Annotated in this window: 21 protein-coding genes and 3 pseudogenes; 11 read left to right on the forward strand and 13 right to left on the reverse strand. The window is 45.0% G+C overall.

Annotated elements, in window-relative coordinates; genetic code table 11:
* A partial coding sequence (locus QUA47_RS25140; RefSeq protein ID WP_333432763.1) for a hypothetical protein occupies positions 1-309 on the forward strand: 309 nt, incomplete at its 5' end.
* 207 nt (positions 310-516) lie between these two features.
* Positions 517-1,902, forward strand: coding sequence for a hypothetical protein (locus QUA47_RS25145; RefSeq protein WP_333432764.1), 1,386 nt, complete (start codon positions 517-519; stop codon positions 1,900-1,902).
* A gap of 292 nt (positions 1,903-2,194) precedes the next feature.
* Here the strand turns inward: QUA47_RS25145 and QUA47_RS25150 are convergent, their stop codons facing one another.
* Positions 2,195-3,037, reverse strand: coding sequence for a hypothetical protein (locus QUA47_RS25150; RefSeq protein WP_333432765.1), 843 nt, complete (start codon positions 3,035-3,037; stop codon positions 2,195-2,197).
* 428 nt (positions 3,038-3,465) lie between these two features.
* Between QUA47_RS25150 and QUA47_RS25155 the strand changes: the two are divergent.
* Positions 3,466-3,826 (forward strand): annotated as a pseudogene (locus QUA47_RS25155) (transposase); the annotation flags it as partial.
* 238 nt (positions 3,827-4,064) lie between these two features.
* Here QUA47_RS25155 and QUA47_RS25160 read toward each other — a convergent pair.
* Positions 4,065-4,463 (reverse strand): DUF4342 domain-containing protein, encoded by a 399-nt coding sequence (locus QUA47_RS25160; protein WP_190657451.1) that lies wholly within the window; start codon positions 4,461-4,463, stop codon positions 4,065-4,067.
* A 398-nt stretch (positions 4,464-4,861) separates the two neighbouring features.
* On the opposite strand from QUA47_RS25160, the gene QUA47_RS25165 reads away from it, so the two are divergent.
* The 3 genes from QUA47_RS25165 (at position 4,862) to QUA47_RS25175 (ending at position 7,523) form a co-directional block, all read left to right on the forward strand.
* On the forward strand, positions 4,862-4,987 hold the full coding sequence (locus QUA47_RS25165) for a hypothetical protein (RefSeq protein ID WP_333432766.1): 126 nt from the start codon (positions 4,862-4,864) through the stop codon (positions 4,985-4,987).
* Between the two features lie 905 nt (positions 4,988-5,892).
* The gene (locus tag QUA47_RS25170; protein WP_333432767.1) at positions 5,893-7,377 is read left to right on the forward strand and encodes an ATP-binding protein; all 1,485 of its coding nucleotides are present in this window, start codon (positions 5,893-5,895) and stop codon (positions 7,375-7,377) included.
* Positions 7,374-7,523, forward strand: coding sequence for a hypothetical protein (locus QUA47_RS25175; protein WP_333432768.1), 150 nt, complete (start codon positions 7,374-7,376; stop codon positions 7,521-7,523). Before QUA47_RS25170 ends, QUA47_RS25175 begins: the two co-directional genes overlap by 4 nt.
* Positions 7,524-7,599: 76 nt before the next feature.
* On the opposite strand, the gene QUA47_RS25180 is transcribed toward QUA47_RS25175, so the two are convergent.
* From QUA47_RS25180 to QUA47_RS25195, 4 genes are all read right to left on the reverse strand, one after another.
* On the reverse strand, positions 7,600-7,986 hold the full coding sequence (locus tag QUA47_RS25180; RefSeq protein WP_333432769.1) for a hypothetical protein: 387 nt from the start codon (positions 7,984-7,986) through the stop codon (positions 7,600-7,602).
* A gap of 153 nt (positions 7,987-8,139) precedes the next feature.
* The gene (gene secF / locus QUA47_RS25185) at positions 8,140-9,108 is read right to left on the reverse strand and encodes a protein translocase subunit SecF (protein WP_333432770.1); all 969 of its coding nucleotides are present in this window, start codon (positions 9,106-9,108) and stop codon (positions 8,140-8,142) included.
* A gap of 142 nt (positions 9,109-9,250) precedes the next feature.
* Positions 9,251-10,648, reverse strand: a complete 1,398-nt coding sequence (gene secD / locus QUA47_RS25190; protein WP_333432771.1) for a protein translocase subunit SecD — start codon at positions 10,646-10,648, stop codon at positions 9,251-9,253.
* Positions 10,649-10,771: 123 nt separating this feature from the next.
* Positions 10,772-11,755, reverse strand: coding sequence for an alpha-ketoacid dehydrogenase subunit beta (locus tag QUA47_RS25195; protein ID WP_190657462.1), 984 nt, complete (start codon positions 11,753-11,755; stop codon positions 10,772-10,774).
* A 193-nt stretch (positions 11,756-11,948) separates the two neighbouring features.
* On the opposite strand from QUA47_RS25195, the pseudogene QUA47_RS25200 reads away from it, so the two are divergent.
* Positions 11,949-12,524: pseudogene (locus tag QUA47_RS25200) on the forward strand (Uma2 family endonuclease).
* A 24-nt stretch (positions 12,525-12,548) separates the two neighbouring features.
* On the opposite strand, the gene QUA47_RS25205 reads toward QUA47_RS25200, so the two are convergent.
* Both QUA47_RS25205 and QUA47_RS25210 read right to left on the reverse strand, forming a co-directional pair.
* Positions 12,549-12,875 carry a hypothetical protein gene (locus QUA47_RS25205; protein ID WP_333432772.1) on the reverse strand — a complete coding sequence of 109 codons (327 nt, stop codon included), beginning with the start codon at positions 12,873-12,875 and terminating at the stop codon, positions 12,549-12,551.
* On the reverse strand, positions 12,876-14,243 hold the full coding sequence (locus QUA47_RS25210; protein ID WP_333432773.1) for an NACHT domain-containing protein: 1,368 nt from the start codon (positions 14,241-14,243) through the stop codon (positions 12,876-12,878).
* A 245-nt stretch (positions 14,244-14,488) separates the two neighbouring features.
* Between QUA47_RS25210 and QUA47_RS25215 the strand changes: the two genes are divergently transcribed.
* Entirely contained in the window at positions 14,489-15,331 is an 843-nt protein-coding gene (locus QUA47_RS25215) for an SH3 domain-containing protein (protein ID WP_333432774.1), read from the forward strand.
* A 74-nt stretch (positions 15,332-15,405) separates the two neighbouring features.
* Here QUA47_RS25215 and QUA47_RS25220 read toward each other — a convergent pair whose 3' ends face one another.
* Together QUA47_RS25220 and purB are read right to left on the reverse strand one after the other, a co-directional pair.
* Entirely contained in the window at positions 15,406-16,131 is a 726-nt protein-coding gene (locus QUA47_RS25220; protein WP_333432780.1) for a M15 family metallopeptidase, read from the reverse strand.
* A gap of 300 nt (positions 16,132-16,431) precedes the next feature.
* Positions 16,432-17,727: an adenylosuccinate lyase gene (gene purB / locus QUA47_RS25225; protein WP_039886630.1), complete on the reverse strand. Its 1,296-nt coding sequence runs from the start codon at positions 17,725-17,727 to the stop codon at positions 16,432-16,434.
* Positions 17,728-17,844: 117 nt separating this feature from the next.
* Here purB and QUA47_RS25230 point away from each other — a divergent pair.
* Positions 17,845-18,105: pseudogene (locus QUA47_RS25230) on the forward strand (type II toxin-antitoxin system HicB family antitoxin).
* Positions 18,106-18,164: 59 nt separating this feature from the next.
* Complete coding sequence (locus QUA47_RS25235) at positions 18,165-19,226, forward strand: hypothetical protein (protein WP_333432775.1); 1,062 nt, start codon at positions 18,165-18,167, stop codon at positions 19,224-19,226.
* Between the two features lie 17 nt (positions 19,227-19,243).
* On the opposite strand, the gene QUA47_RS25240 is transcribed toward QUA47_RS25235, so the two are convergent.
* Positions 19,244-20,431: a DNA cytosine methyltransferase gene (locus QUA47_RS25240; RefSeq protein ID WP_333432776.1), complete on the reverse strand. Its 1,188-nt coding sequence runs from the start codon at positions 20,429-20,431 to the stop codon at positions 19,244-19,246.
* A 383-nt stretch (positions 20,432-20,814) separates the two neighbouring features.
* Between QUA47_RS25240 and QUA47_RS25245 the strand changes: the two genes are divergently transcribed.
* Positions 20,815-21,870, forward strand: coding sequence for an alpha/beta fold hydrolase (locus QUA47_RS25245; protein ID WP_333432777.1), 1,056 nt, complete (start codon positions 20,815-20,817; stop codon positions 21,868-21,870).
* 47 nt (positions 21,871-21,917) lie between these two features.
* On the opposite strand, the gene QUA47_RS25250 is transcribed toward QUA47_RS25245, so the two are convergent.
* Both QUA47_RS25250 and QUA47_RS25255 read right to left on the reverse strand, forming a co-directional pair.
* Positions 21,918-22,373: an RNA-guided endonuclease TnpB family protein gene (locus QUA47_RS25250; RefSeq protein ID WP_333432778.1), complete on the reverse strand. Its 456-nt coding sequence runs from the start codon at positions 22,371-22,373 to the stop codon at positions 21,918-21,920.
* Positions 22,321-22,611 (reverse strand): transposase (locus tag QUA47_RS25255; protein ID WP_333432779.1); only part of this gene is annotated, 291 nt, incomplete at its 5' end. The genes QUA47_RS25255 and QUA47_RS25250, both read right to left, overlap by 53 nt.

Below are 22,611 nucleotides of genomic sequence, written 5' to 3' on the forward strand. Positions count from 1 at the left end.
TCATCTTTTTTCACAGTTTTACTAGCTTTTTCATTTTGGCGCTTTTTTCATATATTTGCAAAAGTGAGATGCACCCGGTTTATCAGCAGGTCTACGAATCTTATTCTGAGGCTGGACGCTGTATTTATACCACCGCAGGTTGAAGCTGGTATCAATGCCACCCACCCACAGCTTTTGTCAAAAACCCCTCATAATTTAATCAAAAATTCATCAAGTTGTTACCCACTTTTTGTCATTTTTACTGTAATTTATGATACCGATCGCCCAAGTTGCCCTAATCTCCACAACGGCAGAATTTTTAATATTTAAGTTCCCCCTCCCCCTCTCCCTCGCTATTCCTCGCTATTCCTCGCTATTCCTCGCTATTCCTCGCTATTCCTCTTTCCCTCGCCCCCTCTCCCTGTTTCACCCTAAAATTTGAAATTTTTGAGTGACGAATCATGGCACGATCGCAGCGCGTTTTGATACCATGCAATCAAGCGGAAGACAATCAGGGAATGCACTGGAGGTGTGTAAATGGAGCTTTTAGCAGAACAAAAACGGTGCTTGGATTGCTTGGTAAGCTCGATCGAGCAATTGGGAGGTCGAGTAGACATTTCAAAGCTGGAGCAGATAGCTGAGCTAATCATTCAAGCGATGAGAGGGCCTTGGCGCTCCTTTCACACGTCGGAACACATTTTTGAGGTCGGGGGGTCAGTCGATCCGATCGAGGTGCTGGCTGCGCTGTTTCACGACCTCGTGTACGTGCAAGTCGATCAGGGGGTTAGTTTCAATATTAGCAGCGCCCTTTGTCCTTTTGTCAAAGAGGTGCGATCCCAGTTAGTTATTAGAGATGAAACCGAACTGCCCGACGATGCCATGTATCACCTAGTGGCCTCAGTCTTTGGGTTTATTCCCGGCAAGGCTCTCTCTCGGTTTGCGGGTGAAAACGAATTTTTGAGTGCCGTTATTGCTGCCAAATGTTTGGAGCCTTTTTTGCCAGCTAGTACGATCGCCGAAATCGCCGCTTGCATCGAAGCTACTATTCCTTTTCGTCCGCTTTCGCCCAGTGGTTTGAGCGCGATCGAACTTTTGCACCAGCGTTTGGTAAGTGCGAACCGCGATTTTAACTTGGGATGGAGCGATGCCCAAACCGTAGAAATTGTCAAGCGTGCTGTCAGGTTAGCAAATAGAGATGTCGAGAATTTTGCCTCTCCAAATTCCTCTAATTTCTTAGACAATACCTGGAACTTGATGCCAGAAACCAACCACGAATTGACCAATGTTAATTCCTATACTGTTGCCGGATATCGCAAGTCTCTGCAAAAAATGGAAGGATTTTTGAAGTTCCTCAAACCCGAACTGGTTTTCCAGCAGTTTATGCAAGAGCCGGACGATGAAACCTACGCTAACCTGATTGCCCGAACTCGCAAAAATATCGAAGTTGCTAAACTTTATTTTGGTGTCAAGCTAATTACCATCGCCATTTTAGAAGCTCTTTCCTACCGTTTGGGGCGCGATATTCCGCTTTCAACGATGATGGGAGAATTGCGGACACCAGGATTTAAAACCTCGGTTTTGGAGGATTACTTGCCCAACAGACAGAGCGCCTACCCCTTAGAGACTCAGTTGCAAAGAGAAGTGTTATACCTGCTAGAAATAGGACGCAATCAAGAATCGCGCTATGATATTAAAAACTCCCCGGTTTCTACGTTTATTATCAAATCTATCGGCTTTGCTGAAACTGAAAACTTGTTGAAGAAAGCTCAAGAGTTTTTTGCAGATCCTACTTCCTCGGAAGAGTTTCTCTCTTACTGCGCTCCCGATGTCATCGAGACCATCTCCTCCGGCGTGATGAAACTCTTTGAGAGCAGGAAGACGGCTTTAGGGAAAGTTAAATTAGTTCACCAAACTGTTTCTTAAGATAGGTTGGCACAATCTTAAAACGTTTTCCATTGCAGAAACTAGGTTTCTTGAGTTCAGCCACAATGTCCGGTTAGTCTGAGATGTTGCACCATTCTCGCTTAACAGGCTTTCGGGCCTGTTCGACGAAGAATGAGTTTTCTTGTGGGGTGGGCAGGAGATCCCGCCCATAGCAGGCTTATTGACAATGGTGCAAGATCTCAGTTGAAACCATAAAAAAAGTCCTCTTTAAAGGACTTTAGCTATGAGCCTGGGGTTTGAACCCCTGGCGGGCTAATTCGACATCCAACTTCTATTGCGGTGAACCAGTCGCACCCTCTGCGCCGGAGTTGCTCTCAGGTACACCCGTACCCGTAGGATTAGAATCGCTCTGGCTTTCCGTATTGGTTTCGCCGCTGGTACCTGCTCCAGGAGCGCCCTCATCTAGAGTGGGAGATGGAGTAGCTGAACTCTCAGGTGCTGGAGTTGGCGCAGTGGAAGCTGGCTCATCCTGCGGAGTCGGAACCGTAGTATTGGTATTATTTGACGGCGAAGATGGAGACGGTGCTGCTTGCTGAGCAGGTGCATCTTGCTGCTGTGAATTTGGAATTGTAATATTGATATTGGGAGCCGGACTTGGTTGAGGAGCCGGAGTTGCCTTTTGAGCTGGACTTGGTTGAGGAGCAGGGGCAGCCTTTTGAACAGGAGATGGTTGAACCGGAACCGGAACAATCTTTTGAATGATCGTTTTTTCTCTCTCTATAGTCCGAGTCGGAGCAGGTGTTGCTGAAGGTTGATTCGCTTTCGGTACAACAATCACAGGAGCAGCAGTAGGAGTAGGAGCCTCCTCACCCCGATTGAAGTAATATACACTGCCCAGAACTAAGCCTGCCAAAGAAGCAAGAAGAATCCCTAACAGTAACCCGCGACCAGCATTCTCATTATCGCGGACTTCTTGGACTCCAAGTTGGCGGTGGTTTTCCGCCATTTCACCCTGTACAAAACCTTGGTGATGAGCTGCTTCTTTAGAAGCCTTCCCCGTTGTACTCGGAACACTTTTAGTAGTTCGCGTTGTACTGACGTGACCGTTAGTTGCATCTGTGTGAACTTCTTGATGAATTTCACGGCTAGAGCTATTTTCTTCGTTAGGTTTCATAATTATCTTCGCCACAACTATTCAAAAAATATTTGTCTGTAGGAGATGCTCTGGTTTGAAAACTTGAGCTAAGCTGTTCAGCATTTAAATCACTTACTTCGATTCACTGTCAAGATTCACTCAAGATTCAGTCAAGATTCAGTCAAGATTCAGCCAAGATTCAGTCAATATTCATGTGTAAACCTTGGGGGTTTTAGTCATACCCGGTTTAAATGCTTAACACCTTAATGCTTAGGGAGTTTAGAGAACTTTTGGCTTTTCCTTAATCTGTATCGAATCTAACTAACGAACGCATTAACCAGGCTCTACCCTCCGAGTGATTGTCTGAGTCCTCCAAGGGAATAGGATTAGCCGGACTTAAACAAAAAATACAGGCTAAATGAGTTTATATACTTGCTCTGCAAGCATATAAACTTAAAAGATGAGCAATGAAGGAGACAACCCCTGCCGCAATGCCCCCCTGCTTTTATAAATGGTGTCCAAGATTTGACGAGATCTTTCGTCATCAAGCCCAAAAACGGGAGTTTAGGAACTATTTAGGCGAATTATTGGGAGAAAGTGAGCCAAACCACCTCTCGCCGATGGTGGCACACGCCGTGCGAGTAACTTACCACAAATTACACCATTTTTTAAGCGCAGCGCCTTGGTCATTCAGTGAAATGAATCAACGTCACTTGAAGGTAATGAACCAGTGTCATCAAACCACGATCAGCCAGGGATTTTACCTCATCTTAGATGATTCATTGAACCGTTACAAGTGGCAACTTTACTGCCAGAGTGGGAGGGCAATAGAGCCTAGAAATCGGGAAAAAAGAGAAGGGAGTAGTAACAGTTACTAGCCATCTATTTATCAAGCCAGTTTGTGCTAGAAGTTTGTTTAAGTCCGGTTAGATAACCACAATTATTTTAGTAGTAATAAAGGTCATTTTTCTCTCATCCATAAAGAGAGGAGGGTCTTACTCACTACCAACAAGGTTGATTGCGGGAAATTAACCGGACATCCGCTATTACTAACAACTGAGTTTTTTTACTCGGTTCTTTCAATGATGATAGTCATGTGAGCGACTAATGCACCTATCGCTCCTACTGCTGCAATGACTGGAAACAAGGCCGCACCGATCACTCCACCGACTACTCCCACCGTCAGAGGAACTTCTACCAAAATCCGTCCCTCTTCATTTTTGATAATGATGCGGCGGATATTTCCTTCGTGAATCAGTTCTTTAACTTTAGCAACCAAATCGTCGCCGTTAATTTTCACCTCCTCGACGCTAACTTTTTGCTGAGTATAAGCTGGGGTTTCTAAAGGAGTCGTTTCAAAATTAACCTCACTAACTTTTTGGGAAGAAACTTTTTCAGATACAGGTATTGATTCGAGTTCTCTTGTCCCGACCGGTTCTTGTAGGCGCTCTGTAGGGGTGTCCATTTTTTGTTCTCCTTTTAGGTAAAAGTATTTTTGTATAGAATTATTTAGAATTATAACACGCAACTTTTTGTCGATCAATCATTCTTTTGGGTGATATTGCTGTTGGTGCTATCGTGCTTTTTTCTCTTGATATTTAACGGCGATCGCCTAAAATCCTTCCTCGGTAGGCCCTAGCTGCCGACTTCCCTAGTGCCGCTTGGTTAACAGTCTGCTTCTGGGCCTCGCACCGCCCCACTCTTCAAAAACCTCTGATCCAGACAGCCCAATGATTAAAGGGACTTTCACACTCTCCGAGACTCAGACTCAACAGGTGTACCGGTTGAAATAGTGACATTGTACTGAAAGTACGATCGTCCCGCCGTGTATATAGTTACCACCTCTACTTTGGGAAACCGCACATGGAAACCGTCGCTTACTTTCCTCAAATGTCATTTCAATTTAGCCCAGTGCGATCGCCCAACCAAACCCCACCCCGCGAGGTTCCTCAAATCAACATCTTAGAGTTTCTAATGAGAATTGCCTAAAATCAAGGGGGAGGAGAAATAATAATGATCGAAATATTATCGTAACCAAACCAACTTCCTCAAATTGAAGTTGAAGTTGGGGAAAAGTCGGGTAAAATAGAATTATTTCTTTCTGCTTCCTCTTGATTCTCCGTGTCGGATTTGCCAGCGACCGAGTTTGAATCTCAAGTTCGTGGCCCGACCGTACTTTTGTGGAAACTTTTAAGGCACATTAAGCGGATGTGTGGAATGTGAGTTTTAGTTGCGATCGCACAATTTTAGCATCTGCCGGGAAAAATTTCGTCGGTGAAGCTTTGGAGTGTCGATGCGGCTAAAGTATAAGCTGCCGAACTTGACAAATTGCTCGCTATCGGCTGTCCCTGGCTGGAAGACTCCCTACATGACAATCCTCGGGTTGAGTGCGATCGGCATTTGTGCAAAAAAACTGACAATTGAGATTCATTGGCAATTTCCAGAAACCTGTTTTGCCTGAATTTTAAAATCGGGCGATCGGCTGCCGATTTGTCGCTATTGTTGTCTTATTGTAATATAATTTTACGCAAGGGGTAATACGAAATGTACTACCACAGGTCGCAGATGTCTATCCATCTGAACCAAATTAATGTCATCAAACATTAAAAATAGTTATGACTTTTATATTCGGATTAGTAAAATCTTGGATATATAAAATTCAATACATAGTCAGGTTTCAAAGTGGTATTGGCTGTTAAATCAATCTAACCTGCAATATCGTTTCGGGGGACACCAGCATGATTTAAGGAAAAAAAATCCTGCTGAATTAACTAAATTCCAGGGAGCAGAGGGAAGGTGATAACTAAGCTATAAAAAGAGTTAAAAACGCCGTCTAAATAGTAGGCAAGACTCCAGCAGCCAACCGCAACTGCCAATTACCAAAGGAGGGAGCAGTGTATGAAACTGACGGGTTGAGTCCCCTAAAATCGCCGCTTGGTTTGCGATCGACTCTACAGGAATTAACCCTGTACGACTTTCTCCTAGAATCTGAGTGTCCGGGGGCCGAAGTTGCTAAAATTTTTCAAGCAAACCCTTTAGTTCCGGGCATCATCATCACTCAGCGAGGAAAGTTTATAGGGATGATTTCGCGGCGGCGTTATTTTGAACACATGAGCCGCCCCTACAGCTTGGAGTTATTTTCTCAACAGCCTTTGTTCATACTCTACCGCTTTACTAAAACTGATATGTTGGTTCTCGATCGCGAAACCTCAATTATGACGGCAGTGCGGCAGTCTTTGGAGCGATCGCCCGAACTCATCCACGAACCAATTGTAGTACAAGTAGAACCGGAAACTTACAAACTTTTAGACGTACACCAACTGCTGCTTTCTCAGTTGCAAATTCACGAGTTATCAACCGTGGCGATGCGAGAATCGCAAGCGCAATTGAGACATCAAGCCCAACAGCTCGAACTTGCCTTGTTAGAACTTCAGCGCACTCAAACTCAACTAATTCAAACAGAGAAAATGTCTTCTTTGGGGCAGTTAGTAGCCGGAGTAGCTCACGAAATTAACAATCCGATCGGCTTTATTTATAGCAATTTGCACCACGCTAAAGAGTACACGCAAGGTTTAATGCGGATGCTCGACATCTACCGACAGCACTGTCCCGAACCCATCGCAGCAATTGAAGCGGAAGCAGAAAAAATCGAACTCGATTATTTGCTAGAAGACTTGCCGAAAGTCTTAAATTCTATGCAGCAAGGTGCAGAAAGAGTGCGGGACATCGTTTTGTCGCTGCGGAATTTTTGCAGGTTAGACGAAGCTCAAATGAAGCAGGTCAACATTCACGAAGGTATCAACAGCACGATTATGCTTTTGCAAAGCCAGCTTAAAGGGAAACCGGGGCAGGAGGCGATAGAAATTCACAAAGAATACAGCGACTTGCCGCTGGTGCAGTGCTATCCCGGACAGCTCAATCAGGTATTTATGAATATTTTACTTAATGCAATTTACGCTCTGGTTGAGTCTAATAAATACGAAAATGTCGATAAAACCCCCCCTAAAAAGTCGCACTTAGGCGACCAAAAGCAGTCTTGTACAACGACTCAATCATCACTTTCTAACTCTACCAGCCTGATTCCTGCGATTCGGATTCGCACCGAATTAATTGAGAAAAAAAAGGTAATAATTAAAATTTCTGACAACGGCCCGGGGATGACAGAAGAGGTTCGGAAGCGGTTGTTTGACCCTTTCTTTACTACTAAGCCGGTCGGCCAAGGAACGGGTTTGGGACTGTCAATTAGCTATGAAATTGTTGTCAACCAACACGGCGGCGCATTGAAGTGCTTTTCGGAACTGGGAAAAGGAGCAGAATTTGCGATCGAAATTCCGCTTCAACAGTCTTCCGTAGCACATATTTTGCCTCGCTTTGCGTGATACAACAGAAGGAAGAAGGAAGAAGGAAGTTCGGCAACGGATTGTGTAACGGATGTAACGGATGTAACGGATGTCAGTCCGATGTCCGTCGGAAGAAGGAAGAAGGAAGAAGGAAGAAGGAAGAAGGAAGAAGCAATAAAAGTTAGGGACTCGGCCGTTGAAACCGCTTAAGAGTCAAACTTTCGTTCCTCTGGCTTGAGACTAAAGAATAAAGCCCGTCGGCTACCGCGAACCTTTGCAAACCCACTTCCACAAAGGATGACTCGGCCCCCGCTGGCGAATGCGCCGCACTTGTTGTTCCAAACCCTGTTTTTCCCGCAGGGGCAATCCTCGCACCATATTGCGACTTTGCCAAGTTAGCACCGCTAAAGTCATTCCCAAGCACAAACCCAAACCGAGAGTTGGCCAGCGATTAAAAGATAAACCGTAGCGCACCGCCGCCCAAGTGAAGTGTTCTAACCACAAAGCGATTTCGCGGCGCAAACCCCAAATGCTCAAAGAACCGACGCTAATCCACAGTAATATCACAGTTAACCATCGGCCATAAACTGTTAGTTTGTGAAGCCTTTGGACTTCCATTTGAAAATTTGCGTCGCTTTCATTAGTCATTAGTCATTAGTTATTAGTCATTAGTATTTAGGGTACCCAGCGCGCAGCTTACCGCTATAAGTGGCGTGTCAAACCATTTTTTTGCCTTAGTCCTGAGTTAACCGTTACCAGCAGTCAGCAGCTTAATAACTAATGACTGATGAGTCCTGACAATTAAACTTCCTCTGACTGGTTGATTCCTTCTGCGGGGACGGGGATAGAGTGGGCCGTGCGACTGCGCCACCAAGCTAGCAGGGTACTGGCAATGAAAATACTCGAATACGCACCCGCAATAAAGCCGACAATCAATGCTAAAGCAAAGTATTTGAGGGTTTCGCCACCAAACAAAAAGATGGAAAACAGTGTCAGGAGAGTAGCAAAAGTCGTGTTAATTGACCTTCCCATGGTCTGCATAACAGCATCATCGACAATTTGATCGATCGACTGTCCCGGATTTAGCTTGATTATTTCTCGCACGCGATCGTAAATTACCACTGTATCGTTAACAGAAAAACCGATGATTGTCAAGAGCGCGACCACAAATAAACTGTCAACTTCCACTCCTTGAACTAAACCCAAAAACGAGAAAACACCAAGAGTAACCAACACGTCATGGAACAGAGCAACGAAAGCAAAAAAGGCGTAATCCAACTGAAACCGGAACGTTAGATAAACCGTAATTCCAGCAAAGGAAAGAAATAAAGCCAACAATCCCGAAGTAAATAATTGTTTACCGAGGGTAGGCCCAACTGTATCAATTTGAGTAGATTGAGGAGCAAAAGCGCCTATCTTTTCGCTCAAGGCTGTTTGCAACTCAGTCCGCTGTTCGACATCCAAAGTTTTCGTTCGCAGCGACAAACCTCGCTGTTCTTGGCCGATAACTTGAATGCTGCTACCTGCCAAACCTTGGGCGTCCAGGACTTCGCGGACAGCAGCAATATCGATGGGTTTACAATTTTCCGGTTTTGTGCAGTCGAGTTCAAATTGCAGCCGAGTGCCGCCGATAAAATCTAAACTGGGGCGCAGCGGTGCGCGGATGTCGGGACGAGTCCAAGAAATCGCCATCGACACTATACCTGCAAGGATTATAGCGGCGGAAATACTCCACCAGAGCGATCGTTGTTTGATAACACTGAATTTCATAATTTGAAGGAAGAGGGAAGTTCGGCAACGGATTGTGTAACGGATGTAACGGATTGAAGGAAGAAGTCAGTAGTTATTGGTTATTGGTTATTAGTAGCAGCTAACTAACACATAACTAATAACTAATAACTAATAACAACAGTTAACTATTAGCAGTTTTCGACAAATTGGGACAGAACCACTGAGGTTTTCGCAGCGCCGGAAAGCTCAACACTACCAAAAGTAGAGTGCGGCTGCAAGTAATAGCAGAAAACATACTCACTACTACGCCCAATCCCAGAGTTACAGCAAACCCTTTAACTAAACCAGCGCCCAACCAGAACAAAGCAACACAAGCAATAACCGTTGTGACGTTGCCATCTAAAATGCTGGAAAAAGCGCGGTAAAAACCCGATTCGACCGATCGATAAAGCGATTTACCCGCCCGCAATTCTTCCCGCGTGCGCTCAAAAATCAGCACGTTAGCATCCACGGCCATCCCGATGCTGAGCACGAAACCAGCAATTCCCGGCAGCGTTAATGTCACCCCCAAAAGCACGAAAGCTGCCCAAGTTAACAGAGCATAAATTAACAGAGCAATATTGGCAATTACGCCGGGGAGTCGATAGTAGGCCACCATGAAAATCAAGACTAAAACTAAGCCGCCGATACCTGCGTTAATACTGCTTTGAATGCTGTCTTTACCCAAGCTAGCGCCGATTGTGCGGTTTTCTACAATTTCGACAGGCACTGGCAAAGCGCCGCCCCGCAATTGCACTGCCAAATCGTTGGCTTCTTGCGTTGTAAAGTTGCCTTGAATTACGGCACTCCCACCAGTAATTCCTGCCTGGGCAAATTCAACGCCGACGACTGGAGAACTGATCATTCTTTCGTCTAGGAAAATACCGATACTGCGTCCGGTGCCGGCTAAATTTTTCGTTAGTTGGGCGAATAGTTCGCCTCCTGGGGTATCGAAAACGAGAGCAACGTTCCAGTTGTTCCCAGAGGCCAAGGGTTGAGGTTGAGCGTCTTTGAGGTTTTCGCCACCGAGTCCGCTGCTTTTGAAGAGTTTGGCGATCGCCTCATTGCTTCTTTTCAAAGCAGCCTGATTTTCTTTAATTGCTGCCTCATTAGGGCTAATTTTCAATTCTTCTTGTTTGACCAGCAATTCCTGCTGCAACTGCCTTTCAATGGCTAATTGTGCTTCTGTTCCGGGCAGTTGTTCCAGAAATTCTAGTTTTGCCGTGCCGCCCAAAACTCGTTCTGCTTGCTGCGGGTCATTTACTCCGGGCAACTGCACGAGAATTTGGTCTTCTCCTACTGTTTGGACTAATGCTTCGGAAACTCCCAAACCGTTGACGCGATTTTCGACAATCCGCCGCACTGCTTCTAACATTCCCTGGTCAATTTTGGGAATTGTGGGGGTAGTTTTTACTTGAATTGTGAGTTGCGACCCTCCTTGCAAGTCTAATCCCAGCCGCGTCGGAATTGTTACTATTACAGTAATGGCGGCGATGATTAGAACAAAAATTAGGGCTAATATTGAACGTTGTTTTTGCATATTTAATTATTAGTCATTGGTCAGTTGGCCGTTGGCAGTTGGCAGATTTTAGTCAACAGTCATCAGTCATCAGTCAACAGTCAACAGTCAACAGTCAACCAATGACTACTGACTAATCACTATTTATACTCGCAAAGCTACCATTTTTTGGACGGCTTCGACAATTTGGTTGGGCTGGACAATTGTCAGTCTTTCCAAATTGCCGTTGTAAGGTGTGGGAATATCTTGTGAAGACAGCCGCAAAACCGGTGCGTCGAGTTCGTCAAAAAATCGATCGCTAATCGAAGCAATTAGTTCGGCACCGATGCCTCCTGTTTTCATGCACTCCTCTACAATAATTACTTTGTGAGTTTTGCGAATGGATGCGCCGATCGTCTCCATGTCCAGGGGTTTGAGAGAAATTAGGTCGATTACTTCTGGATCGTAACCTTCTTTTACGAGTGCGGGCACGGCTTGCATGACGTGGTGCCGCATCCTCGAATATGTCACGATTGTGACATCTTTGCCCGATCGCACAATTTCTGCTTTGTCCAGCGGCACTAAATATTCTGTTTCTGGCAAATTTTCTTTGAGGTTGTAAAGAAGAACGTGCTCGAAAAATAGAACGGGGTTATCGTCGCGAATGGCTGATTTTAAGAGTCCTTTGGCGTTGTAGGGAGTCGAACAGGCAACTATTTTCAAACCCGGTACAGCTTGGAAATATGCTTCTAAGCGCTGGGAGTGTTCCGCGCCGAGTTGCCGGCCCACGCCGCCGGGCCCGCGAATTACCATTGGCATTTTGAAGTTGCCGCCTGATGTGTAGCGCAGCATTCCGGCGTTGTTGGAAATTTGGTTGAAGGCCAGCAGCAAAAAGCCCATGTTCATGCCTTCGATGACCGGCCGGAGTCCCGTCATTGCTGCGCCTACTGCCAGGCCTGTAAAGCTATTTTCGGCGATCGGGGTGTCGAGCACTCTAAGTTCGCCGTATTTGTTGTAGAGGTCTTTGGTGACTTTATAGGAACCGCCGTATTGACCTACGTCTTCGCCGAGTACGAATACGGCGGAGTCGCGGGCCATTTCTTCGTCTAACGCCTCGCGGAGGGCGTTGAACAATAAGGTTTCTGCCATAGGAGGTGAAGCAATGATTGCAGGAGGGTCAGATTAGAATCTTAACCTTTTGGGGGTGTGGATGAGGAGGCGATCGCAAATTTGACAGTTAAAACCTGAGACTTGACCAATCTCTATCATAACATTTGTATTATGTCAATGAATATTTAAGTTAAAATAATACTAACTTGCCTGCCCACCGCAGAGGAATATTATGCTCCAGACAAAAACTCAACTCACTCTGGAAGAGTTTCTCGCTCTTCCCGAAGGAGAAGGCGATATTACCTACGAACTTATTGACGAGCAAGCAGTACCGAAAATGTCACCTAAAAAATTTCATTCTCGCCTCACCAGAAGCCTAATAAAACTCCTCGAACAGTGGGGTGACGAACGGGGAGAAATTGGTGTATAATGGGCGGTGAAATTAACCCGCCACGGGCGAGACTGGGTGCCAGTACCAGACCTTTTATATGTTTCTTACCAACGCTTATCTCCTGACTGGAATCAAGATGAAGCCTGTCCTGTAGTCCCAGAATTAGTCATAGAAATTATTTCACCCGAACAAACTTTCGGTCAGTTAGCTGCTAAAGCGAGAGATTATTTAGATGCTAAGGTATTGCGGGTTTGGATAGTAGATAGCAAGGCGAGAAGCATTACAGTTTTTTACCCCGATGCACCACCGCAAACTTATAGGGGAGATACCCTATTAAAAGATCCACTTTTTGAGGGATTAGAATTTACGGCGGAACAGCTATTTCAAATGGCAAAAATACCGCCAACTTTTTTGTAGGATGAGTGTGTGGTAGTTGACAAGCTATCCCATATTTAAATCAATATTGTCAATGACGGGCAAGCGATGTCGCAATTTCAACCCTAGCAAAATCCAGTCTTCCAAAGTTGATTGCAACTCATTTTGACACTCTTTTAAAGTGGAACCAAAGGCGATGACTCCCTTGCAAACGGGAATTTTACCTACAAAGCTATGATCTTCAAGTTTGTCATACATGGCTTCAGCCATTGCTTGGTCAACGTATTCGCTCAGAATGAATTTTACAGTCATTGAGTTTCCTTTTGCTTGTCTAATATTGGAATCTCCTTCACAATTACATCCATTATATTTAATTTTGTCAAGCTCTTGCATTTAGATTTCCGAAAAATGTTTTTGCAGTAAATCGTGAATAAATCGGTAGCGCCGATCGCCAGTTTTTTGCAGCAACAAGCGATCGGTCGCAGCATCGAGAAAACGCTTGTAATCCCAAGGAATGTAGCCGTTCGACCACAGCACGAGGCGCAATATAAAACTTTCAATCCCGGGAAGTCCCGGCAACAAAGCACTAATTACCGCAGCAACAGCGCCCGCAATTAATCCCCAAATCGACCCGGAGACTAGGCTGGCAATTAATCCCAAAATCACCCAAATCAGCCCGCCAAGCAGCTTAACTCCAAACTGATACTTGCGCCGTTCATCGGCTGTTTGCAGCCAGCTAGACGGTATGCGATCGAGGTAAAATTCTTGAATTCCTTGCTGTTCCATTCTTCTGGCCAACCACCCCAGCCAGTGGCGAATTTGTTCCGGCCGCAGTTCTTTACCTCTGGGATACTGCTTGACTTGTCCGGTGATTTGGTGGCGAATATAGGCAGTTAACAGATATTTGCGCTGTTCTTCAGCAGAAGTTATCCGCTTCCAAGCTTCGATTAAAATATCGTCGTAAGCCAGAGCCATCATGCTCAAAAGCAAGGGAACTTTTGCCAATTTCAACAACTCCGGCTCGCGCTCTATGCTGTACCAAAGTTCGCGGCTTCTAGCTTCTAGCAGATAATTTTGAATTTGAGTTTCTGTTAAAGGTTTCAATAAAACTGCTGCTTGCAGGCGAAATCTAGTTTCGCAGTTTTTGTAAGCTTCAAAACTGCTGCAAGCTACTAAATGTTTGGGTTTAAATTCGCTTTCAATAAACTGATTGATTGCTTGAATGCAGATATTTTGGCGGTGGGTTTCCACTTCGTCCAAGCCGTCGAGGAGAGGCAGCAATTGTTGTTCAGCGACCCATTTTTTGCCGACAGCAGGAGAGATGCCGTATTTGAACTGAAGTTGAGCAATTAACCAATCGGCGATCGCCCCGGATTCTGCTTTCCACGATCCGAGTTCAAACAGCACTGGTACTGGCAAACTAGCATCTTTTTGGGCGCGGGAAATTAACACGCGAGCTAATTCTAGCAGCGTCGTAGTTTTGCCTGCACCCGTCGCTCCCAAAATTACCAATTTGCCGCCGCTGCGATCGAATACTTTAGCCATGCTGGCTTTGGGAGGAAGCCGAAAACTCGGACGGTTGCCGGCTTTCACTTCCACATCCCAACAGCGGTTAACACCAAGAGGCGACGAGTCTTGACTGAGGTTAGCCAGTACAGCGGCGTGCAAAGACTGCGCCAGGCCTGCTTGGACTTCCTGCTTCACCTTCTCCAACAATCGATCGCGAGGCGGTTGTAATCTCAGAGGAATCAATTTTGACATTTTATGTACCTCGCGCTGAACGCTTACTTTCGCAAATTTGCGCGCAAATAACCCAGAGCAAGATTACCATCAGTATAGGCGTCCAGTATATATTGACTCAAATTATTGCGACAATTATCCATGTAAAATTTTATAGAAAAATTCTGACCCAGCGGCTCGCACTAAGTATTTCCACTATAAATTAACTGGCGATCGCCTCAACTCCCAAACAAAAATTATTAGTATAGATACAGAGAGGGTTTTTTATGTCATTTACCAAGCGTCAAATCATCACAGTAAGCTTAGCAGGACTGGCAACAGCGGTGGGAGTGGCTGTTGCAACTATACAGTCGGGTGCCATGAAACAATCCGATCTTCCCCTTGCAGAATCCCCGGCATCCACCAGAAACCAGATTGCAGGGCCGACGAACAACCCTGAATCTGGGCAATCAAAATCTCTGCAAGCACAAACCCAGGCTGCAGAATCTCCGAAATCCCAACCCCAACCTGCAAAAACCCCGGCTGTTCAATCCTCGCTAGTTGCAGGAGTCTCCCCGCGAAAAGTTGAGCCAGTAGTTGTCACACCGCCCAATTCGGGTTGCAAAATCACCCAGGCTGTAGTCAGCGATCCGAATCCACCGCTAAATGTGCGATCGAGCCCCCAAGTAAGGGGCAGCCAAATTGTAGGAAAACTCAAAAATAATACCTTTGTTTCAGTCGCCGAAGAACAAAACGGTTGGCTGCGAATTACCGATCCAGTTCCCGGTTGGGTTGCGAAAAGACGCACCGAAAGCAGTTGTTCTAACGTCAACCAGCCGATTAATTTTTTGCCGGGAGGAGATGAGGCCATCGTCAAAGGTAGAATTATCGGTGGCGGCAGCCACTCTTACCGGATTCGCGTTAGAAAAGGTCAAACAATGACTGTTAGGAATCGGCAAGAAGTTTTCCCGCAAATTATCACTCCCGGTGGCAAACTTTTAGCCGGAGATCCTTATCAAGGCAATGAAACAGAGTGGACAGGAAAAGTCCCAGTAACAGGCAGTTACACATTACAATTAGACTCTAATTTCCGAGGATACGAATACGAATTTTCGGTAAAATTGCAATAACTTTTCTGACATATTTAGGGTCACGGCACGGCCGTGTCCCTACCCGGATCGGCGACTTTTAATAAATAGTATAATTAAGGAATCGTTCCAAGCGATATATCAAGAATCGCAAATTTCTGCCAATCTTCAGAGTCAAAGTGCCACCATTCAGTTGTGATACTCATAAATCCGTGTTTTTTCATTGCATCCTTAAGCACTTGACGATTTTTCCGAGATTCGGCGCTGCCGCCTTGATAATCTCCGTGAGCTTTTTCGGTAAAATCATCGTAAGGTGTAGGCATTTCTAATTCTTTGCCAGTGCGATCGACTAAAGTCAAATCAATAGCAGCACCGCGATTGTGCCGCGAACCCCTAGCAGGATTGGCCACATAGCGCGGATCTGGCCAAGCTTGCCACATTTGCTTAGTGACAGAGAAAGGCCTGTAGCAATCGTAAACTTTCAAACCCAATCCGATTTTTTCCAAATCTGTTTGAACTAGCCCTAACTGTTGAGCAACAGAAGTTCTTAAGGCGCATTTGGATATAGGGTAAAGTTTTCGTTTCAAGAAATTGTTAGTAGTGGCGTATCGGATATCGAGGCGAATGTTGGGATTTACGCTGCGGATGTCAACCAGTCGCGCCGAACTGGGAAGTTGACTCATGAAAATAATTTCAGGTACTACTGGGTTTGGTTCTGGTTGGGTAATTTGCACTTGTGGCGGCTCCTGAGCGCGAATAGATGTTGTATAACTCAGCGTGGTTGTAGATAGTAATATTAGAGCGAATACAATTAAATATTTTGTAAATCGGTTGAATTTCATGGCTCGGTTAAGTGGATATTTAATAGAGTTTTTACATTTCATATTTTGGGGAATTTTAGCGCTTTTCATGTTGTCTGCCAGCCCGCCAGACCGACAGGGGTTGAAACCCCTGTCTCATAGCTAAAGTCCTCTGAAGAGGACTGAAATATTTCTCTAAAACTTTTATTTTATGAGTCTTTCAGTCGGTTTTAACCGACTTTAGCTATGAGACGGGGGTTTTAACCCCCGGCGGACTGTGGGACAAGCGCGAGAACGCTCGCTCTCTTCTCTCTCTGAGTCATTTTTAAGTGTTAATTGTCCTCAAATTCCCAAGCGCTGATACACTAAATCTAAGTGCCTCAATTGATACTGCGGATCGAAACAATCATCAATTTCTTTGGTAGTCATCTTAGCTGTTACACGATCGTCTTTAGCAATTAAATTGTAGAAATTGCCGCCCGGTTTGTTCCAGGCTTCGTGAGCGCAAGATTGCACAATTTTGTATGCGTCTTCGCGACTCGTGCCTTTTTCTACTAAAGCTAACATCACGCGCTGGCTGAAGATGACTCCGCCGTAAAGGTTCATGTTTCGCTTCATATTTTCGGGATAGACTAGCAGGTGTTTTACTAAGTCTGTGGTTTCTACTAACATGAAGTGAGTTACTGTAGAACTGTCGGGCAAAATCATCCGTTCTACGGAACTGTGAGAGATGTCTCTTTCGTGCCAAAGCGCAACATTTTCTAAGGCTGCGACGGCGTTGGCGCGGACGATTCTCGCCATTCCTGTCAGTCTTTCCGATCGAATCGGGTTGCGTTTGTGGGGCATGGCGGATGAGCCTTTTTGCCCTTTGGAAAAGAATTCTTCGACTTCGAGAACGTCGGTGCGTTGCAGGTTGCGGATTTCTACTGCAAAACGCTCGATCGATGCTGCTAACAGTGCTAAGGTTTGGACGTATTCAGCGTGTCGATCGCGCGAAATGACTTGAGTCGATGCGGTATCGGGTTCGAGTCCGAGGTTTTGACAGGCGATCGCTTCAATTCGCGGGTCAATATTAGCATATGTTCCGACTGCGCCGGAGATTTTGCCGACTGCAATGGACGATTGCAAATTCACTAATCGGTCGCGGTTGCGAAAGACTTCTGCCAGCCATCCTGCTAGTTTAAAGCCAAAGGTGATGGGTTCGGCGTGAATTCCGTGCGATCGGCCAACCATGACGGTATTGCGATGCTGTTGAGCCTGATAGCGAATTGCTTGACTCAATTCTTCGACACGTTCTAACAAGATATTGACGCTGGCGACTAATTGCAGCGCCAAAGCGGTATCGAGCACGTCGGAACTGGTTAAGCCGAGGTGGATGTAGCGTCCGGCATCGCCTACATATTCGTTGACATTTGTCAAGAAAGCGATCATGTCGTGGCGGACTTCGGCTTCAATTTCGAGGACTCGTTTGGGGTCAAAATTAGCCTTAGCTTTGATTTCTTCGACTGCGGCGGCGGGGATGTAGCCGAGTTCGGCTTGAGCTTCGCAGACAGCGATTTCTACTTGCAGCCAGCTTTTGAGTTTGGCGGTTTCAGTCCAGATGTTGCCCATTTCGGGCAAAGTGTAGCGCTCTATCACGGTGGGAGTTGGGGAATGCGATCGTCCTATTGTACCTCTGCGAGGCCTCCGTCTTGAGTCGGGATGGGGAATTTCGGGCGATCGGGTACAATAATTTCAACCCGAAACTTCAGAACCATGAAATATACAGTTGTTATCCAATGGTCAGAGGGCGATCGATGCTTTGTCGTGTTTTTGCCGGAATTTGAGGATGTAATGCAGCCGATAACTCACGGAGATTCTTAGGAAGAAGCTATCTACAATGCACGAGAGGTAATAGAGTTACTAATCGAGAGTTGTCAAGCTGAAGGTAAACCATTGCCGGCAACTAAGAATCTAGAACGATTATTTCAGATTCCTTCGCACAACGTGGGCATATTTGTACAAAGCAGTATATAATATACTGTTGATAGAGACTGAATGTGACAGATTGTACAAATATGTTAGTGAGGTTAACTATGAACGTCGATAGTCAATATTCTGAAGAACTAAACAAGAAACATTTTGATTTTTTGCATTGTGTTTATAAAGCTCCTGAACCCAATATATATTCGAGAAATATTTCTCTTGCTTATATTGCTAAGTCTATAGATTTACCGGAAAGTGAAATTATCAGTATTTCCAAATACTTATCCACGCAGGATTTCATAAAAATAGATAATTCATGTCCTCTATGGGATGAGATTGATTGTTATGTTTCGATTACATCTAAAGGAATAGCTGCAGTAAAAAATCAGGTCACTCAAAATCTGATCGATAGCACTGAGCGTTTATTGAGGTCAACTCCAAATGTCGAAAATGTCGATATCGCAGTTATAAAACAAAAAATCAAGCGTTATCAAGTCCTATATTGTATTTATAAAGCTACCGAAGACGATCCTGATAAATATATTCCTCTTGGTTATATTACTAAGGATATAGGTTTATCTGAAAATCAAGTTATCAGTATTACAAACTACTTAATACATCAAGGTTTTCTAGGTCATAGATTTGATTTGGATTCTATTAATTATGCTGTTTGTATTACATTTGAAGGAATAGCTGAAGTGGAGAAGATCGCGACTACAAATAAATCCAATAATCAGGTTGATCGAGCTTTAACTGTGTCACCCAATCACCCTTTTATTGATGAAGGCAGACTACAGGAACTTAAAGAAATTTCATCAAAACAATCAAAATTTTATCTTTCAAAACTTATAAAATTATCTGAGGAACTAAATAGTAACTATTCTCATGAAAATTATTTTGCTACTGCCATGCTTACTCGTGCAATTATGGATCATGTACCTCCCATATTTTGTAAAGATAAATTCACTGAAGTAGTAAATAATTACAACGGTAGCAAATCTTTCAAAAAAACGATGAAAAACCTAGATGATTTCCAAAGAAATATAAGTGATGGTATTCTGCATGAGCAAATTAGAGATACCGAATCTCTCCTCAACAAAACACAAGTCAACTGCTCACAAGCTATAGATACGCTGCTGGGAGAAATAGTACGAATACTTAATAAGAAGTAGTATCTAATTTAAAACAGCTATACCTGCTGAATCTGTTGGGGAAGTTTAATCGTAACTAAGCTAAGCTGGTTAAGTGCAATATCAGTCAAATATGGAATAAGTGCAAAACCGATACACTCTGCTAAACGAGGCGGCACAGCATTTCCAATTTGCCACATTGCCTTTTTCATAGAACCTTCAAAAATAAATGAATCCGGGAAACTTTGCAATCTAGCCATTTCGCGAGCGGAAATAACGCGGTTGAGATAAGGATGAATATGAGTGCCACCGTGATTTTCTTTAACAGTCATGCTCGGTTTTCCCGGATACTGTCGCTTGAAAGCATCGGCGTAGCTTTCATACAAAGAACCGCCTGGTGGAACTTTAGCAAGTCTTTCCATGTACTCAACAGAATGACGAGTCCATTCGTGGTTAATTTCCGGTATGGGAGTATACTCGGGTAAATCATCAATTGCTGACTCAATCGCTTTGTATTGTTCGGGCAACAATTGCGGCTTGGGATAGGGATTTTGCATCCCAAATCTATTGGCAATAAAAATGGCTCTCGGCCTGATTTGCGCGACTCCATAGGCGGCTGATTCCAGAACAGCAACGGACATATGGGGATAGCCAATTTCTTGAAAAGCCTCGCAAATGGCTTGCTTAACAGCTCCTTTTTGTATAGTCAATATTCCCGGTACGTTTTCCATGACAACATACCAAGGACGTATTTCAGAGACAACGCGGACAAACTCTCTAAAGAGGCGATTTCGAGGGTCGTTGGGGTCGCGTTTTCCTGCCACAGAGAAGCCTTGACACGGCGGCCCACCTACAACAACATGAACTTCTGGCGAACCGATTTCAGCGAGCAACTTTTGGGGATTTAAGTTTTTTATATCGTCGCACAAGTGATGGCAATGGGGAAAGTTTTTTGTATGAGTTGCCGAGGCGATGGGATTAATTTCAACGCTTGCTACTGGTCGAAAACCTGCTTGCAATAAACCTTGGGTCATGCCGCCCGCACCGCAAAAAAGATCGACAAATGTATAGTCTGATTTTGGCAGTGACTGAGATTCAATATCAATGAATATCTTGTAGGGGTCGCAGTCATTTGCTTCTAGTTCGCGTTGGATGCGTTCGTAACGCCCTAATTTTGCTTTCTTCTGCTTTTTGGCAGGAATTGGTTCTGACTCATTTGAGAATAAAGACAGTTGTATTGCTTGCATTTTATATTTTTTTACTGCGTTCTATCTGATGTTGCCCATTTCGGGCAGGGTGTAGGGATCGATCGCGCTTGGAGTCGGAGAGTGCGATCGTCCTATTGTACATCTGCGCGGGGATGAAAGACTCAGAAACCCTGTTTCTGAAAGCAACCAGGTTTTTGTAGTTTGGGCGATCCGCTACAATATGCTAAACCTCGTTAGCTGGCATTCTTCTCTATTCGCCAATAAATGGTTCCAAATGAATAGCCATTAATATTTTGGCTTGACTTCGCCCTTGAGTGCATTTACTCAAAAAGTATTGCGATTTTCAGGGTTATTCGCTAGAATAGCCAACCTGTCAAGTAAAAAAATCCCACCAACGAGACAGACATTTCCGACATTCGCTTATGACCCTTGCCTATACTCCACCTTGGCTGCTCAACAACGGCCTATTAATGACGTTGTACACGGCATTAAGGGCTAGTCGCGGTTGGGAAAAGACGATCCCTTACCCAGAGCCCCCTTACCGAGAACACATCTTTACTGGTGCCTGTGGAGTCCCGATTTTCGGCTGGGTTGCCATCCCCGAAAATCCCCGATATACCATTGTCGGCACTTACGGCATTACTGGCGATCTGGATAATCAATGGTATCTGAAGCTACTAGGCCGTAAAGCCTATGCCCAAGGCTGTGCAGTGGTATTATTTGACTGGCGAGCTCACGGCAAAACTGCCCAACTCTCTCCCACCCTGACTTCTGATGGCCTATACGAAGGCGAAGATTTCGTTCGGATTGCTGCCGCTGCTAAAGAAATGGGATGTCCCGCCCCTTTTTGGTTCACGGCTTATTCCCTGGGCGGACAATTAGCCTTGTGGGCCGTAAAATCAGCTCAGACGATCGCAGATTGGGGGCCTGACTTAGGGATCGAAGAGTCAGAACTAGCAGGCGCGGCGGTTATTTGCCCCAGCTTGGACTCGAACCGTTCTCTGTCTTATCTAGTTAAAGATGAGTGGGGGAAATTTTTAGAAAAAGCGATCGCGCGACAGTTAAAAAAACTAGCAAAAAACATCGCTAAAACGCATCCAGGGGCGATCGATCCTGCCGCTATTGAACGCGCCAACAGCATTTGGGGCTTTGACCACGAACTGGTAATTGGCCCGTTAGGTTTCTCCTCTGTGGAAGAATACTATGACGCTAGCAGCGCTCTACACATTTTGCCTCATCTCAAAAAACCCACTTTCATCCTTTATGCAGCCGACGATCCGATGTTTGACCCGGTGCTTGTCCCTGAGTTGCAAGCCATTAGCGCGAACAATCCTGCCTTAGAATTAGTGGTGACAGCCTACGGCGGTCATGTTGGGCATATCAGTAGTAAACGTTGTCAGCATCAATTTGCTGATAGCGATCGCTGGTGGGCATGGAATCGGATTTTACAGTGGTTCGATGCCTTGAGTGTTGAGTGAACTACCAGACGCTGACCACTTCATTGGTACAGCGCTGGCTTCCTGATTCAACGGGGCGGGGCGTCCAACAAAACCGAAGTTTTGCCAGATCGACTTACATCCCCTCCACAGGCAGAAGCGCTAGTTCCTAACGCCAAAATCCGCAAGGCTTCATTTCTAATGTTGAGGGCTGCATTTACATCACGGTCATGATGAGTACCACAATGTTTACAAGTCCATGCCCTAACATCAAGAGTGAGATGCTCAACTTGATTTAGGCAGGCATGACAAGTTTTTGAGCTAGGAAACCATCGATCAATCTCAATGTATTGTTTACCTTCACTTTCAGCCTTGTACTTAAGCATTGTGCAGAACATACCCCAGCCAACATCACTAATGGCTTTGGCTAAATTATGATTCTTTACCATGCCTTTGATGTTGAGATTTTCCACTGCAATAACTTGGTTTTCGTTAACTATCTTGCGGGATAGCACGCGCAAGAGAATCTTCGCGGCATCGGGCAATTTTGGAGTGAACTTTTGCCACCGCCAGTCTTGCCTTTTTTCGATTCTGACTGCCTTTCTTTTTGCGATCAAGCTTCTGCTGTTTACGTTTTAAGTTTCGTTGACGTTTGACGAAATACTTGGGATTGCCGAACTTAGAACCATCACTGGTAATCGCAAAATGATTAAACTCAGCGAGAGTGTCACCAATCCCGCTGGTCTTCAAAACCGTGCATGAGACTTTCACCTCACACGGCTC

This window comes from Microcoleus sp. MON2_D5 (assembly GCF_036701905.1).
Lineage (GTDB): Bacteria > Cyanobacteriota > Cyanobacteriia > Cyanobacteriales > Microcoleaceae > Microcoleus.